This is a genomic window from Streptomyces flaveolus, from assembly GCF_000716535.1.
Lineage (GTDB): Bacteria > Actinomycetota > Actinomycetes > Streptomycetales > Streptomycetaceae > Streptomyces > Streptomyces flaveolus_A.
Genome location: NZ_JNWV01000063.1, coordinates 1 through 16,759 on the forward strand (window position 1 = coordinate 1; position 16,759 = coordinate 16,759).

The window sequence follows — 16,759 nt, forward strand, 5'->3', positions numbered from 1 at the left end:
AGCGCCAGATGTACGGCCGCGCGAGCTTCCCCCTCCTCCGCCACCGCATCCTCCTGGGCTGACCACACCCGCCGTCACCACCGACTACGGAACAGACCCGCTCGTTTGACAGACCCGATGAGCTGGCCCGCGGCTGCCAGGTCGCCGGGCTGCCAGACAAAGGCGCGACGGGAGGTCGCGTCGGTTGCGGCGAGATGGATGTGCTCAGTGGGCGGGGCGACGGTGGAGAAGCCCGATGAGGCGATGGCGAGGTGGTGGGTGGTGCCGTCGGGTGAGGTGACCCGCAGGACGTCGCCCTTGGACAGGGAGCGGACATCGGCGGGCCAGGACTGGCCGTGGTCGTCGCTTGCGTGACGGTTGCCGACGACGAAGGCGGCGTCGGCCGCCTGGTGAATGCTGCTCGCCCTGCCGGTGGTGAAAACCAGGCGCAGCGGGGTGCCGTCGGAGCGGGTGGCCTGCGCGACCGTGTGGCCCTGGCGATAGCCGTTGAAGTGGTCCGGGGCGGCATTCATGTGGGCGGTGACGGTGTAGGTGTCACGCGGGCCGGTCGGTGTTCCGCTGGCGGGGGGTGGCGTGCCGGGCCGGCCGGGCGGGGTGTGTGTGGTGTCGATGCGGGCGGTGACGGCATAGGGCTGGTGCACGGAGGTCGTCACGGCGGGGAAACTCCCATCAGAGGGCGCGGCTGGGTGACGGGGGCGACGGTGCGACGGCGGCCGGCTAGGCAGGCAACACCCACACCGGGTGTGTTGACGGCGGGAACTGCGAGACCTCATCCGGACGCCGCTGGCAGGCGGGTATGCGAGCGGCCCCGCGCCCCGGAACGGATGTCCGGGCACGAGGCCAGGAGGCTGGCAGGTGGTGAGCGGCTACTGCGGAATCGCGTCCCAGTCGATACGCCTCGCGCCGCCCGCGAGTTGGGCGAGCGCGGCCAGCACGGTGGATGCCTTGGTGCAGGAGGCGAAGAGCCGCCCGGCGTCGTTGCCGGTCAGGTGCAGCTCCTGCTGGGCGACGATCCAGACGGGCAGGGGCTGGCTGCCGGGCTTGTAGGCGAGGGTCTGGGTGGCGCGGCTGCCGTGGGTGTCGGTTGGATCGTCGACGACTTCGAGGGTGTGGCCGGTGAAGTGGGCGGCGTATCCGGCGACGCACAGGGTCGTCTTGCACGGCGTTATGTGACCTGTACGGGTGTCTCAGACCCAAGGTGTCTCAGGCGGTGCACCTCCGTAGACGAGACGCGTTCGCCGCCGATGGTTCGGGGAGCCGAGGAAGGAGATAGGGTCGTGCGGCCGTTGTCTGGTCCCAACGCTGTGTAGGCAGTCCCCGCTCTCCTGTAGGCGATTGCGCCCGCGTTCCAGTTTTCTGTAGGCAGGTTCCGAGTCCGTCGGCCTTGTGTCGGTGGCTGAGGGCTCCTACGGTCGTGCCGTCAGTCGGCGGCATTCCGGAGGCCCGGAGTCCTGCCCCAGCTATGTGTAGGGAGTCCCACGCTTTTGGTGGGTGAGTGGCCCGCGTTCCGGTGATGTGTAGGCGGGATCTGCATCTGATGGCACGAATTATGCTGAGGCCCCGCCTCATCAGCTCAGGGAGCTTCGTGCCGCCGTCCTTCGCTCATCAGATAACCAAGTACAACCCCGCCGACCGTGACGAGCGCGGGCACTACACGGGTGCTGAGGACACGGTGAGCGACCACGGACCGGTCGAGGCGGCCTACTTGCAAGCGATCGCCGCCTTCGCACGGGAAGCGGGCATCGACACACTGGAGATCCGTGAACCCGAGGTCACCGGCTTCGTCAACTTCGGCCTGGAAGAACCGCTTGACGGCCATGGCCTCGCCGGCCTGTTCCCGCCGGACCTGACTGGCTACTACGACGGCGCCGAAGTTTCACTGTCTGTAGCGTTGGAGCTGGTGCGGACCATGCTTCGCGACGAGGGTGCTTGGTGCCGGTTGGAGCGCGAGGACACGTTCACCATCCACGTCGGGTGGGACCAGTACGTGTACGTCAGCAGCGACCGACCCTGCGACGCAGCGGTCGCCCAGACACGTGAACTCGGCCTGTTTGCACAACCGATCAGCGCCTCCCCCTACGCGGCTGATCTTGAGGAACCTGAAGTGACCGAGGCTGCCGACGAGGACTTCTGGGAACGAGTCCGCGTCGAACTCGCGTCGCAACAGACGCTGCTCCTGGAAGAGGCCTACGTCCGTAACGCGACCCGTTGGTACCGCCTCACCGCGAGCAATCTCGACCCGGTACGCGCTGGGCTCGGTCCTCGCGCGCTCCTGACGATCTGGCCGGACCTCAACCCCGATGTCGACGAGGTCCTTGCTGCGCTGCCCGCGGACGCCCCCATGGACTTCGTCTGGGAGGCACCAAACAGAACGATCCGCCACGTCACCATCGACGAAACCGATCCCCAACAGCTCGCCTCCCTGGTCGCGGGCGCGAAAGCAGCCTGCTCTTTGCCCCTGATTCTCGACGAGCGCCAACCGCTGTTCCATGCTGCCTTGCCGGATAGCGACGGCGTGCTGCGCGCCAGGTGGTGACTAGGCCACCGCTGGCGCCGTGAGCGACTCATCGTCCTGCCTACGGCCGAGTGGGACATTGGCCGCTCTCGTGTCCCGCTCAACTCTAGGCACCGCAGGTCAAGGTCCTCGCCCTGCCCACACTTATCTGGGACAGGACAGCCGTCGGCGCGGCGCGGATAACCTGCGCGAATGAAGTGGATTCAGCGGGCCGCTGGCGCCGTCGTTGGCTCAGCGGTGGGTGACGCTCTGGGCGCCCCCTTCGAGTTTGGCCCCCAGGGAGCGTTCTCTGCGCGGTTTCCCGCGCCTGGTGCCGGTGGCGAGATGTGCGGAGGTGGTGGCTGGGACCCCGGCGAGGCCACCGACGACACGCAGATGGCCGTCCTGGTCGCGGAGTCGCTGCTGGAACGGGGCGGGCTGGATCTCCCGGACATCTTCGCCCGCTTCCAGCGGTGGGCGGCATCAGAGCCGAAGGACATCGGCTTGCAGACCGAAGACGTCCTGACCAACGGCATGCCCTGGTACCTCGCCGCAGCGATCCATTTCCAGGTCAACCAACGAGCAGCCGGAAACGGCTCCTTGATGCGGGCGTCGACCTCCGCAGTCCACTTCGCGGCCGCCGGCCAAGAAGCCACCATGGAGGCGGCCCGCCGTATCGCTGCCCTCACCCACGGGGACCGCGCGGCCTGGGAAGCACCGCGATCTTCCACGAGCTCATCCGTGTCACGTTCGAGGACATTGACCCCCTCGCCGCGCTCCCAGACGTCCTGGCTCTTGTCCACCCCGACCACCGCGGCCGCTACGCCACCGTCCTCGCGCCCGACTGGCACCCCGAGCAGGCGACCGAGTTCAACGGTGCCGTCTGGCCCTGTCTGGGCTCCGCCGTCTGGGCCCTGCGCACCACGACCGGCTTCGAAGACGCGATACGCGCGGCGATCGACCTCGGCGGTGACACGGACACCGTCGCCGCGGTGACCGGAGGCCTCGCGGGGGCGTACTACGGGCTGGACGCAATCCCCGCCCGCTGGACCCAACCGCTCCGTGTCCCCCTCCCAGGATTCGACGGACGGGAGCTGCACGCGCCAGATCTACTCAACCTTGCACACCGCCTCGGAGGCTGAACCGGGTGCTGTCCCGCACTCTCCACGAACTCCGGCCCTCAGCCGCAGTCACTTGACCAGTGGCTCCGCAAGGAGGACGACTCGATCTGCTTCGACATCGAATCCGAGCACCGGATGACCATGGGCACCCTCCGGATGCATCAGCACCGGCTTACCCAACCGCCGCCCGATCTCCCGCAAGAAGCCGCAGAACAGTTCAAGTCGCTCCTGCCCCTGCAACTCGCGCAGATCAACGTCGAAATCGATCTCCTCGTCTGAGTAGAAGCGGAAGATCGCCAGCACATCAGCTCTCAGCCAGACACGCAGGCTCGGGCACTCAGTATCCGCTGGTCGAGACAGTGCAGCCTCCGCCTGGGGCAGGGGAAGCACCCTCTCTCCTTCGGAGTATTGGCACTTCCAGCCCTTCTCCACGACGAGATCCAGTACCTCCTGCCAGTTATTCCTCGAGGCATCAGGGATACTCACGTCCGGTAGCGATCCCATCAGGTCCGGATCGAAGAAACACTTCACGTCATCCCACAGCAGATCAGCCACACCGTCATACTGCCTGGCACCCGGCCTCAAGACAGCCCTATTTTCCCTGGGTTGCGCCCTGGGAAGTGGTGTACGGGTTCCCACCTGATCCGGCTGTTTGGCCTGGCGTCGGAGTGAGGGCCCGGATATGAGAACGGCCACCGGCTGATCTTCGAGTTGTCGAAGCTCGAAGGAGATCAGCACGATGACCGCACCTGACAGTCTGCCCCTGCACGCCCTCGCCGAGGAGAACCTTGCCGCGGCGAGTCCCGATCTGCTGCGCGCGATGGTCAAGACGTTCGCCGACGCGCTCATGTCGGCGGAGGCCGACGCGCTCTGCAACGCCGAGTACGGGCAGGTCAGCGACAAACGCGTCAACCACCGCAACGGCTACCGCCCGCGCGAGTGGGACACCCGCGCTGGGACCGTCGAGCTCGCCGTTCCCAAGCTGAGGCAGGGCAGCTACTTCCCGCACTGGCTGCTCGAGCGCCGCCGCCGGGCCGAACAGGCCCTGATCTCGGTGGTCGCCACCGCCTACCTGCTCGGTGTCTCCACCCGCCGAGTGGAGAAGCTCGCCGAGTCCCTCGGGGTGACGCAGTTGTCGAAGTCCCAGGTCAGCGCGATGGCCAAGCACCTGGACGAGCAGGTCACCGCCTTTCGCAACCGGCCCCTGGACGCCGGCCCGTACTCGTTCGTCTGGGTCGACGCGCTCACCCAGAAGGTCCGCGAGGGCGGCCGCATCGTCAACGTGCACGCGCTGATCGCGGTCGGCGTCAACGCCGACGGCCACCGCGAGATCCTCGGCCTGGACGTCGCCACCACCGAGGACGGCGCCGGCTGGCTGGCCTTCCTGCGTTCCCTGATCGCCCGTGGCCTGTCCGGCGTCCAGCTCGTCATCTCCGACGCCCACGCCGGCCTCGTCGACGCGATCGGTGCGGTGCTGCCCGGCGCCTCGTGGCAGCGCTGCCGCACCCACTACGCGAGGAACCTGCTGAGCCAGGTCCCGAAGTCGGCCCAGCCCTGGGTGGCCACGCTGCTGCGGACGGTCTTCGAACAGCCCGACACCGACGCGGTCCAAACACAGATGCGGCACGTCCTGGACGCGCTGGAGGCCAAATTCCCCAAGGCCGCAGCCCACTTGGACGCCTCCCAGCACGACCTGTTGGCCTTCACCGCCTTCCCGCGGGAGATCTGGAGGCAGATCTGGTCGAACAACCCGCAGGAACGGCTGAACAAGGAGATCCGCCGCCGCACCGACGTGGTCGGCATCTTCCCCGACCGCACCGCCGTCATCCCCCCATGGACCTGTCCGTCGTCGGGCTCCTGGTCGCGCTGCGGTTCCTGGCCCTGCGCGGCGTGTCCAGGGCGGACTTGTCGTCGTCGACTCCCCGGCCGAGGAACCACAGCCCGCTCCGACTCCGGCCCCGGCCGCTACTCCGCCCATCACTGTCGCCAAGACGCCCCGACCCGCCTCCGGCCCGGCCCTGCCTGCCGCCCTGCTGGACGCGGCCCGGCGCATCGCGGACACCCACCGCACAGAGCACGGAACCCCGATCACCGCCGCCCATCTGGGAACGCGCATGGGTGTCGCCCTTCCGGTGGCCACCGCCGCGCTCGCTCAGCTCTGAGCCCCGCGCCCACGCCGCCCGCATCACCCCTCGCTGACCCCACGCCCGCCATGGGCCTGGTTCGTCATGCCCCCAGCAGCACCAACACGCCTCCCTGCCTGGTTGGTTGCTGCTCGGGGCCCCCACCCCGACAGAAGGGACAAGCCCCGAATGGTCACCCTGGACCTGCGCCACGTGGCAAGCCCCGCCGTGCGGGACCTGCTCCACCTCGTCAACCACCCCGACTTCGACCGCGCACAGCAGCAGATCGAACACCTCGGCGGCTGCACCGAACCCGTCCGCCTGACCGGCCAGAGCACCACCGTCGACACCACGACCGGTGAGGTGCTGCGCTCCTACACCGCTTCCGACGAGCCCACCGGCAGCCTGCTGACCACGTGCGGCAACCGCCGTGCCTCACGCTGCTCGGCCTGCTCCCGCCTCTACGCCGCCGACACCTACCACCTCATCCGCGCTGGCCTCTCCGGCGGCAAGACCGTCCCCGACACCGTCCGCACCCACCCCCGCGTCTTCGCCACCCTCACCGCCCCCTCCTTCGGCCCCGTCCACAACCGCCCCGACGCACGGCCCTGCCGCTGCGGAATCCGCCACGAGCCCACGGACCCATTGCTCGGCACACCGCTCAAGCCGGCGACGTACGACTACGCGGGCGCAGTCCTCTTCAACGCCCACGCCGGAGCCTTGTGGGCCCGCTTCACTACTTACCTGCGCCGCGAGCTCGCCGTCCGGCTCGGCCTCACCCAGAAGGCAGCCCGCACGGTTCTGCGGGTGTCCTTCGCCAAGGTTGCCGAGTACCAGAAGCGTGGCCTGGTCCACTTCCACGCTGTGATCCGCCTCGACGGCCCCGACGGCAGCACCCAGCCCCCGCCCTCGTACGCCACCGTCGCCGTGCTCACTGACGCCATCCGCGCCGCCGCATCGCGCGCCCGCATCTCCGTCACCTCGGACGCGGTCGGGGAACGCGAACTCACCTGGGGCCAGCAGCTCGACGTACGCGAGATCGCCGCCTTCGGCACCGAAACCGAACTCACCGACCAGGCGGTCGCCGCCTACATCGCCAAGTACGCCACCAAGTCCGCCGACGCCTCCGGTGCCCTCGACCGCGCCCTGTACTGCCGCCCCTGCCACGGACGCGGCGCCACCCTCCTGCCCCACGGAACCCCGCTCCCCTGCACCGCCTGCGACGGCACCGGGCAGGTGCGGCCGTTGCCCCGGCTCGCCGTCGCCCGGCACGTGCGGCAGATGATCCGCACCTGCTGGGAGCTGGGCCGCCTGCCGGAGTTCGCCGACCTCAAGCTCTGGAAGTGGGCGCACATGCTCGGCTTCCGGGGCCACTTCTCCACCAAGTCCCGCAGTTACTCCACCACCCTGGGCGCGCTGCGCGCCGCCCGCCGCACCTGGCGCACCGAACAGGCCCACACGCATGCCGGCCTGACCGAGCACGACCCGGCCACCATGCTCGTCGTCGGCCAGTGGGACTACCTCGGTTCGGGCTACAGCCCCGGCGCCGCGCTCCTCGCCGCCCACGTCTGGCACCGCAGGGAACTGGAACGGCACTTCGCAGCCGAAGGGGGTTGCTAATGGCCTCGCCCCTGCTCACGGCTCCCCGCGCGGAGACGGCACCGGCGCTGGACCTACTCACGGTGCCCCAGGTGATGGCCCGCCTCCAGCTCGGCCGCTCCGCCGTCTACGAACTGCTCCGCACCGGCCAACTCGCCTCGATCACCCTCGGCCGCGCCCGCCGCATCCCCACCCACGCCCTGACCGACTTCATCCGCACCCGCCTCGAACAGGACGCCGCCTGATGACCACACCCCGCCCCGCCTCCTCCCGCCGCTCCCGTACCCGTGCGAACGGCGACGGGACCGTCTACCAGCGCAAGGACGGACGATGGGAAGCCGCCGGATACGTCCTCGCCCCCGGCAACACCCGCAAGCGCGTCCGCGTCTACGGCACCACCCGCAAAGACGCGATGACCGAGCTCACCGAGAAGATCGCCGCCAGCAACCGCGGCCTCCCCATCGCGACGGCCGACAGCACCGTGAGCACCTACCTCGCATACTGGCTGGACGGCGTCGCCGTTCACTACCTGCGGGAGAACACCCACACCCGCTACGCCGCCTCCATCCGTCTCCACCTCAACCCCGGCCTCGGCGCCAAGAAGCTCGCCCGGCTCACCACCCGCGACGTCCGCACCTTCCTCGACAGACTCCGTACCACCTGCCAGTGCTGCGCCCAGGGACGGGACGCTGTTCGGCGGTCCTGCTGCGCCATCGGCCAGTGCTGTGAGAAGCGGCTGTCGCCGTTGACCGTGACATACGTCCACGCGGTCCTCAAGTCGGCCCTGGAACATGCCGTCCGCGAGGATGAGCTTCCGCGCAACGTCGCCCGGAACGTCAAGACGGCCACGCCCCGCCCCCGGCGTTTCCAGCCCTTCACCGCCGCCGAAGCCCGGCAGTTCCTTCAGCTGGCCGGCGAGGACCGGCTTCATGCCCTGTACGAACTCGCCCTGCGCACCGGACTCCGCAGGGGCGAACTCCTCGGCCTCCACTGGGAAGACCTCGACCTCGACGGCGGCACCGCCACCATCCACCGCCCCCTCCAGCGCACCCGCAGCCAGGGGCTGACCGTCCTGAACACCAAGACCCTCGCCTCCGAACGCCGCATCGCCCTCCCCACCGAATGCATCAACTCGCTCAAGATCCACCAGGAGCGGCAGCAGGAAGAGCGTCAGGCAGCCGGAACGGGCTGGACGGACAACGGGCTCGTCTTCACCACTCCGAAGGGCAGGCCGCTCGACCCCGGCAACCTCAACCGCCGCTTCCGCCGCCTTCTCCACAGCGCCGGACTCCGGAAGATCCGCTTCCACGATCTCCGCCACTCGACCGCCACCCTGCTCCTGGAACAGGGCGTCGATCTCGTCATCATCAAGGAACTCCTCGGCCACGCCCACATCGGCGTCACCGCCGGCGTCTACGCCCACGTCCGACTCCGTCTCCAGCGCCAGGCCATCGATACCCTGAGCGACACACTGACTGAGGGCGGCGACTCCGAAGAGCCGCCGCCCTCAGCGGTGGTCGTCCGCTGACGTTGCCGTCAGCGTTGCCGTCAAACGGCGTTACGCAGGACTCTGACCATCTGCTTCCACAGGAATATGGGCCACAGTCACTACGCCAGCGAACGAACTCTCCACCACAATGCGGTCACCGGGAGAATAAATCCAGAATTCCGGTACGGATTCCGCGATGTCCGGCAAGTGAGAGATAGAGAATTCGAACCCCATCTCTACACTCGGAACTGCCAGGCTCCCCCAGAAAAAGATTAGGCTGCTAGCTTTCGGGGCGAACTGCTGGATTACTGCGCTCAGCTCGATGGAACCCGACTCCGCCGAGCTGAGCACCAAACCATCAGCAACCGCGCCCCACGCAATTGCACCATCAGAGCTACGCGGGTAATGACTGAGGCTTTCACGCTCGTACTGGAGATGCTGATCCAGGTTCAGCAACTGCACACCCGGCCGCCCAACCCAAGTCAGCCGTCGGTCACCCTGCTGATCTGCACGAACCACTCGAACCATAGATCTGGGCAGGAGGTCGGGCCTGGTTCCGTATACACCGTCGAGCGTCACGAATTACCGCCAAGCACCCTCGCGAAATCGTCTTCTGTTCCATTCCATGGCACTGCCCACTTACGCGCGGAGTCACCCTTGCCGACTTCCACGTTGATATGGGGACCCTTCACCGGATCGTAATCCATCCTAAACCTCTTAAATTCGCCGTTCACCCGAGTAGTGAATCCCACTACCTTGCCGTAGGTCGTCGGCGCAGATTCGAGACGCCCGATGTACGGCTGCCGAGTAGCTGGATCAACCTCGCCCAGCAGATCAAGTGCCTTGTTGCGAGCTTGTTCGAAGCTGTCAAAGCTAGGCAGGGTTACTTCCTTGCACGCCCCTCCGGAATTGTGAACCAGGACCGGAGTCTTGCCCGCCAGCACATAGTACGTGTGGAGTTGGTCGACGGTCAGGTTGTACATGTCCGCTGCGCCGGGTCGGGTGCGGACCGTATCGATGCGGACGTGGTGGTCGGTGGCGGTGTTGAGGAGGTGACCGGGCTTGAGCTTGCCGGCGGGGATCCAGGTGTGGAGGGTGTCGTCCCAGAAGGGGTGGCGCGAGGTGGTGTGGAGGGTCACGCTGTGGCCGTCCGTACCTCGGATCGTGACGTCGACGAGGTCGTTGTCGCGGTGGACCAGGCGAGCGGTGACCTTGCGGGGGCCTCGGTGTTTACCGTTCTCCGGGTCGGCGCTTTCCACGCGGTCGCCCGGTTTTATCTTGCCGATGGCCTTCGTCTTCCGGTCCGCCATCAGGACCGGTGTCTTGGGATCGAAGCTGCAGAAGGATATGTCCTCTTCCAGGGCCTCTTGCTCGAGAGCCGCGGTTTCATTGAGGGCCACGGATTCTTCGAGAGTCGCGCCAAGCGAGATGCCGACCGCTAGGTCACCGAGTGATCTACACGTGCTGACAGCCTCGCAGGGGTTGCTCGGTACGTCCTTGATGTCGGACCAGTGGTCGTAGAACTGCTGGAATCCCTGGCAGGAAGAGGTCCAGAGGAGGTCTTCACCGCCGCACCGTTCGCGGTAGTACAGCTCGACGTTCCACGCAGGGGAGAGGTCCGACCGGTAGGTGCCGTAGCCCATCATCTGCGTGATCGTGGGCGCGTGGCCGCCGAACTTCTTCATGAGCTTGAGCGGTGGCAGTTTCCTGCTCTGCGGCGGCTCGTAGTGGGGGGAGGCGGGGTCGTCGTACGAGTGGTACGGCGCGTTGGTGCCGTTGTCTCCGGAGCAGTAGTGCGGGTAGCAGGATTCGAGGCCGCTGGGGTCGGCGGAGGTGATGGGGTTGTCGGCGGCGTAGGTGTAGCCGCCGAGTTCCTGGGGGCTGGTGGCTTCCAGGATCGGGTCGAGGCTGATGAAACGGCCCAGGCTTGGGTCGTACTTGCGGGCGCCTAGGTCGGTGTAGCCGGTGGAGCTGTCCTGGGGTGCGCCGAGGTAGGAGTGGGTCGGGTCGGGCCAGGCGGTGCTGTTGGCGCTGGCTCGCGGTTGGCCGTAGGGGGTGTACTGCTGGCGTGCGACCTGCTGGGTAGTGGTGTCCATCGACAGGGTCGCCGTGCCGTGCGGGTCGTTGAACAGGTACTTCAGTCCGCCGCCGGAAAGGCTGGAGCGCACGGCTACGGGCTCTCCGGTGCCGCCGTGGGTGTAGGTGCGGACGGCGCCGAGAAGGACGTTGGGGGTGACGCTGGTGTTGACGATGATCTGGGTGTCGCCGGCGAAGAGGGTGGTCTTGCCGGGGTCGCGGCGGATGAGCTGGTTGCCGTCGGCGTCGTACAGGTACTTGGTGGTTGTGGGGCTGGTGCCGCCCGCGTCGACCTGGGTGAGGTGGTTCTCGTCGTCCCACGTCAGGGTCTGGATCGGGCCGGTGGTGGGGGTGCGGGTGTGCAGGTTGCCGTCTTCGTCATAGACGAACGCGGTCGGGTTGGTGCCTCCGGTGGTGGCGGTCAGGGTGTGGGGCTGGACACCGGAGGAGTTGCAGTTGGTCTTGCAGCCGTAGGCGTAGCTGGTGGTGGAGGTGGTGCCGGAGGTGCCGATGGCGTGGTCGACGCTCTGTTTGCGGTTGCCGATGGCGTCGTAGCTGAAGGACTGCCAGTAGGAGCCGGCCGTTGTGGTGACGGTGCCGGTCGTGGGCGGGCTGGCGGCGCAGTTGTCGTTGGCGGTCCAGGCGTCGGTCAGCCGGTCCAGGGTGTCGTAGCGGTAGCACTGCTGGTCGGTGACGGTGTTGCCGGTCTCCGACTGCTGGTCGGTGGTGGAGGTCGGATTGCCCGAAGCGTCGTACTTGTATGTGGTGTCGTCTACCGTTGGACCGGGAGCCTGAGTGCGGGTGATCTTGCGTTCTCGCAGTCGGAGGGTCTGGTCGTCGTAGTCGTACGTGACTGTGGCGGGATTGGTCGAGGCGCCCAGCGTGACCACGGACGGCTGACCGTAGTTGGTGTAGACGGTGCCGCTGACGTAGGTGAAGGCGCTGCTATCGGTGGTGCTGGGGTTACCCAGGGCGTCGTGGCCGTAAGTGATCAGCTCGTTGCTCAGGTTCTGCGCACGTGGGTCGCTCTGGGTGGCCAGCAGCTGGTCCCGGATCGTGTAGGTGTAGGTCGTCGTGTAGGACGACGGCAGTGGCGCCTCGGAAGCCGGCAGGCTGATCTTTGTTCCGGTCGGTTTCCCGAGGACGGTGTAGCCGGTGGAGGCGACGGTGTAGCCGCCGGTGACGCCCTGGACGTAGCGGGTGGAGGAGGTCGGCAGGCCGACGCGCAGGGTGTCGTAGGTCCAGGAGGCGAACTGGAAGTCGGACTTGGACTTGTCGGTGCCGGTGAGTTTGCGGCCCAGCAGGTCGTAGGTGTAGTCGAGTTCGACCTTCTTGGCGTCCGTGCTGGAGGTCAGGTTGCCGGCGTCGTCGTAGCCGTAGCTGCTTCCGCCGGCGTCCGGGTCGGTCTGGGACGTCCTGTGGCCGAGCAGGTCGTAACCAGCCGTCCACGTTGTCTGGTCCGGGCCGGTGATCCGCGTCTGCTGTCCGGCGGCGTTGTAGCCGTAAGTGGTGGATGAGGTGGTGCCGCCGGTGGCGGTGAAGCCGGCCGCTGCGGACCCGCTCAGCGTGGGTGCGGCGGTGTACTGGTCGAGTTCGGTGGTCTGACCGCGGGCGTCGACGACCGTGGTGCTGGCCACGCTGCCCTGGGGAGGCAGGACGGTGGTCTTGTCACCGGTGTAGGCCGTGCTCGTGGTCCAGGTCTTGACCCCGTTGTGCTCCTCGGTGACCAGACCGGCTCGTCCCTGCCCGTCGTAGTCGGTGACGGTGGTGTCCGGGATGGACACCTGCGAGACGGAGATGAGCTTGCTACCGGGGGTGGTGCCGCTCACGTTGTAGCCGTTGTTGGTGGCGACCGTCCAGCCGTGCGAGTCGTACTGGGTGTCCGAGACGGTGGTGCTGGAGTTCTCCGCTGTCGCCTGCGTCTGCAGCGGCCGCATCATCGCGTCGAACAGCGTTTCGCTGGTCTTGTAGGTCCCGTTGTCCAGCAGTGTTTTGGAGGCGACGACGGTCGGGGCCGTTTGGGACGGGCTGTAGGTGTAGGTCATGTTCGCCGGCGCGCCGTTGGCCTTGATCTCATTGGGCAGCCATACGTCGGTCAGTCGGCCGAGTGCGTCGTAGGCGAGTGAGGTGAGCAGGCCGGCCGCGTCCGTCTTGGCGGTGGGCAGGGCGCGGGACGGGTCGATGGCGTTGCTGGTGAGCTGGCAGTCCTTCGATGAGGTGGTGGCCGTGGAGCAGTCCACGCCGGGCGTGACCTGGGTGATGGTGGTGCTGCTGGTGGGGAGCTCGCCGGTGGAGGGGGTGTAGCGGGTGAAGACGGTCTGGGCGAGGCTCTTGCCGTCCGGTGAGGTGGACTTGGGGGTGCGGGTCGCCTTGGTGGCCCTGCCGTAGGAGTCGTAGCTGGTGGTGGCCTGGTCTATGAAGGCGGTCGCGGTTGCGCCGGTGGCGGCCGATGCCTGCTGGACCAGGGTGACGTCACCGGTCGTGGGCAGAGCCGGGTTCTGCTGGCCGTCGCCGTCGTAGGTGAAGGCGTTGGTGTCGTAGGAGCTGCGGGTGTCGGCGATCAGGGTCCCGCTGGGGGCGGCTCCGGCGCTGGAGCAGTCCTGTGCGGTGGTGATGACCTCGGCGGGCACCACCAGGGTGGCAGCGCTGCCGGTGAGGTAGCGGGTGTAGGTGCACTTGGCGACGTTGTTGCTGTCGGCGGTTTCGCCTCGGTCGTCGACCTGGACCGGCATGCCAGTCGTCGACTTGCCCAGGGTGGTGTTGTAGAAGGTGTCGGTCTCGGTTTTGCGCCAGCCGTAGGAGACGGCTTGTCGGGTCAGTGTCTTGGCGGGGCGGACCATCTGGGCGGTCAGGTCCGGCAGACCGCTGCGGTTGCGGGTGGCGGTGGGGCCGATGACCGTGGGCACGTTGACGACGGCCTTGTCCAGGCTGCCCGTGGCGCTGGTGTAGGTGTCGGTCTCGAACGTCTGGCCGGCGAACGCGTCGTCGTCGGGGACCGAGGTGGCGCCGTCCTGGCTGGTCAGGTCGGGCACGGCACGGGTCTTGCCGCCGGGCAGGGTGTCGCCGTTCATGCCCAGGAAGTAGTGGGTTTTGGTCAGGGTCTTCTGGTCGTTGACCTTGGCGCCGTTGGTGTAATGGAAGACGTTGGGGTCTCCGGTGGTGACGTCCACCTCCGGGTAGCCGCGGAACTGGCCCCAGGTTCGGTTCTTGGCCTTGACGAGTTCGTTGTCGTCGTAGTGCCAGCCGGGGTTGCCCTTGTAGGTGTAGTCCGTCTCCAGCTCGGGCTGCGTGCCGTCCTGGTAGGAGTTGTGCGGGTCCGTGGTGACGACCGAGGCGACCTTGTACTTGTAGAACCAGTCCATCCACGGCGCGGGCTGGCCGTCCGGTGTCCAGTACACCGGGAAGCAGGACAGGGTGTTGGTGGACGCGAAGGTTCTGGCCGCTGCGTCGGTGGGATCGTTGGGGTCGCTGGCCGGTGCGCTGGAGCAGTCGGGCCGGTCGTAGCTGACGGTCGTCTGCGCGCCGGTCTCACTGGTGACCGTCTGGATCCGGTCGTGGTACATCAGCGGCATCTGCGGGATGGTGCCGACCCGGTTGGGCAGTTGGAGCGGTGGGTCGAAGTTCACCGCCGGCGTGGATGTACTGCCGGCTGCGCCACCCAGGGTGTCCAGGCCGGTGCGCTGGATGGAGTCCAGCCACAAGGTGGGCGCGTGGTCACCGCCGTCGGGGAAGGACTGGGTGAAGGTGTACTTATCGACCTGCTTGGTCGCACCGCCGGTCTGGATCTGCGTCGTGATGGAGGTCAGGCGTCTGCGCGACCAGAAGCTCGGGCTGTGGTTGGTGCAGCTTGATCCGGAGGTGCAGTTCAGGTCGACCGGTACGTCGGGCCAGTAGGCGGCGTTGGCCGCGGTGAACTGGGTGTCCGCGCAGGTGTTGCCCGACGGCGTGCCCGGGATGCAGCGTTCGGCGGTGTCGAAGAGGATCTGCTCGGGGGCGGTGCCCGAGTAGATCGTCGAGGACGTGATCCCGTAGTCGATCCGGGACAGGGTGCCGCCGCGGGTGTAGTCGACCGCGGTGTCCTTCTTCGCGGCGCCGTAGTAGCCGGTTTCCGGTGAGTAGTACCAGGCGGTGGCGTTGCCGTGGGTGTCCACGGCGTAGTCGAGGTTGAACCGGTAGCCGAGCGTGCAGGCGGTGGCGGCGAAGTCGGTGCTGTCCGGGCAGTCGGTGACGCCGCTGTGTGCGTGGTAGACCGGTTCGGTCCACACGGACTTGGTCTCTTCCTTGCCGCTGGTCCAGCCCGGCAGGTGGTTGAGGCCGAAGAAGTACTGCACCCCGTCGCTGGTGACCTTGAAGTACTCCCCGTTCGCCGTCTTGTTCGAGGTGTCGGACAGGTCTTCGATCTTGGTGGTGGCGTTGTCGTCAGCGGGGCGGAAGGTCTTGGTCGAGTCGTCGTAGACGATGTCGGTGGACGTGCCGTTCAGCGACAGGGTGAGGATCTGTCCGGCCCAGCACTGGTCGCCATCGTTGTCAGGCGCCCCGGACGAGGAGTCGTCCTTGCAGGGCTTGTAGGTGCGCTCGATGTAGTTCTCGGTGGAGCTCCAGCCGTCACCGAGCCAGGAGGACTGGTTGTTGGTCCCTTCGGTGCGCGCGTCCTGGGTGCTGGAACTGTAGGAGAGATCGACGTTCGGTACCGTTCCGCCGATCGACGGTGGCACCGTGATCGGGTAGCTGTAGGTGAACGCTCCCGTGTTACCGGCAATCGACCAGGATCCGCCCGGTGACAGGTTGGTCGCCGAGTAGTCACCGGACGGACCCGAAGCAGCCGAGGTCGCCGCCATGACCATCATCGCGCTGGACGAACTCGTTGCTGACCGCGACGTGCCGGCTGCCGAAGACGCCGCACTAGCCGCAGCCGGGATGGTCACCTGAGCGGACAACGGCGTCCCGGGAGCGGTGCGTACCGCAGTCTGCGCCTGGCACTTGGCCAGCTTCGGCGTGGTCAGGGCACAGCCGGGCAAGCGGACCAGGTGCAGGCGGGAGGCGAAGTCACCGCCGAAGGCGTAGCGGAAGGAGGAGTCGTCTACCCGCAGCGCGACCTTGCCGGCTCCGGGGCTGGTGCGCTGCAGGGTGAACAGGAGGCCGTGGACACCGGCGGCGCGCGTGATCTTCTGGTCCAGTACGCGCACCCGCACGCGCTGCGATGCGGTCACGGCGGTCGGCTGAGGGTGTGCGCCTGCGGCAGGGCCGAGGAGGATGGGGGTGCTGCCGGCCCGCTTTTGCGTCGCCTTCGCGGTGAGACCCGAGGAGACGGCCGTGACGGGAAGGGTGACCACGGCACTGCTCGCTGAGGGCAGTTTGGCGTGAGCGGTGGGGTCGAAGTGCTTGAACCCTCGCCGCGCGGAGCCCTTCTTGGGCGCCTTACGGGTGAAGGGGATCTGTTTGTCGTGAGGTGCGGCCGGAGCTGACACATGGTGCTCTGTCGCCGTGGCCGCGGTGGCGACACCCGTGGGCAGCAGGCTGCCCACGATCAGGGCACCGACCGTCATCACTGCTGTACGACGGATCCTGCCGGCTGCCCAGGCCGCCCGGCCGCGCTTCCGCCCCGTCATCAACGCCATGCTGTGCGTTCCCTCCAGATCGCAAGGCGCCCTGAAGGTGGTTGCTGCAGAGGCGACTTGAGTACGCGTCAGAGCGGCGGCACAGTCAGTCCTCCCCCGCGATCGATCACGCTAAGTCCTAAGGTCGACACACTTTGCAAACCATCTCCACAGGAAGAGCAAAGAAATCACCTGCCGTGGAACGCAATAGGGCGCGCAACCGTCAAAAACGGTCTGCACTTGGGGACTTGGCAATCGGA

8 protein-coding genes and 2 pseudogenes are annotated in these 16,759 nt (G+C 67.4%); 6 read left to right on the forward strand and 4 right to left on the reverse strand.

All coding sequences use genetic code 11. The features are described from left to right. Positions 1-74 precede the first annotated feature (74 nt). Positions 75-653 (reverse strand): hypothetical protein, encoded by a 579-nt coding sequence (locus OO52_RS46340; protein ID WP_051847961.1) that lies wholly within the window; start codon positions 651-653, stop codon positions 75-77. A gap of 932 nt (positions 654-1,585) precedes the next feature. Between OO52_RS46340 and OO52_RS42520 the strand changes: the two genes are divergently transcribed. Both OO52_RS42520 and OO52_RS48845 read left to right on the forward strand, forming a co-directional pair. Next, complete coding sequence (locus tag OO52_RS42520) at positions 1,586-2,536, forward strand: hypothetical protein (protein ID WP_030940467.1); 951 nt, start codon at positions 1,586-1,588, stop codon at positions 2,534-2,536. 171 nt (positions 2,537-2,707) lie between these two features. Next, positions 2,708-3,480 (forward strand): annotated as a pseudogene (locus OO52_RS48845) (ADP-ribosylglycohydrolase family protein); the annotation flags it as partial. Between the two features lie 204 nt (positions 3,481-3,684). On the opposite strand, the gene OO52_RS42525 reads toward OO52_RS48845, so the two are convergent. Next, positions 3,685-4,170, reverse strand: a complete 486-nt coding sequence (locus tag OO52_RS42525) for a hypothetical protein (protein ID WP_030940464.1) — start codon at positions 4,168-4,170, stop codon at positions 3,685-3,687. Between the two features lie 184 nt (positions 4,171-4,354). Here OO52_RS42525 and OO52_RS48850 point away from each other — a divergent pair. From OO52_RS48850 to OO52_RS42550, 4 genes and pseudogenes are all read left to right on the forward strand, one after another. Next, positions 4,355-5,443, forward strand: a pseudogene (locus tag OO52_RS48850) (IS256 family transposase); the annotation flags it as partial. A gap of 484 nt (positions 5,444-5,927) precedes the next feature. After that, positions 5,928-7,358, forward strand: coding sequence for a replication initiator (locus tag OO52_RS42540; RefSeq protein WP_030940461.1), 1,431 nt, complete (start codon positions 5,928-5,930; stop codon positions 7,356-7,358). Further along, a complete protein-coding gene (locus OO52_RS42545; RefSeq protein ID WP_030940459.1) occupies positions 7,358-7,582 on the forward strand; it encodes a helix-turn-helix domain-containing protein in 225 nt (74 codons plus the stop codon). The genes OO52_RS42540 and OO52_RS42545 overlap by 1 nt, the downstream gene beginning before the upstream one ends. Continuing rightward, entirely contained in the window at positions 7,582-8,865 is a 1,284-nt protein-coding gene (locus tag OO52_RS42550; RefSeq protein WP_030940456.1) for a tyrosine-type recombinase/integrase, read from the forward strand. Before OO52_RS42545 ends, OO52_RS42550 begins: the two co-directional genes overlap by 1 nt. Positions 8,866-8,895: 30 nt before the next feature. Here the strand turns inward: OO52_RS42550 and OO52_RS51225 are convergent, their stop codons facing one another. Together OO52_RS51225 and OO52_RS42555 are read right to left on the reverse strand one after the other, a co-directional pair. Then, complete coding sequence (locus tag OO52_RS51225) at positions 8,896-9,288, reverse strand: hypothetical protein (RefSeq protein WP_158712633.1); 393 nt, start codon at positions 9,286-9,288, stop codon at positions 8,896-8,898. A gap of 113 nt (positions 9,289-9,401) precedes the next feature. After that, the gene (locus OO52_RS42555) at positions 9,402-16,520 is read right to left on the reverse strand and encodes a polymorphic toxin-type HINT domain-containing protein (protein WP_158712634.1); all 7,119 of its coding nucleotides are present in this window, start codon (positions 16,518-16,520) and stop codon (positions 9,402-9,404) included. Positions 16,521-16,759: the final 239 nt, after the last annotated feature.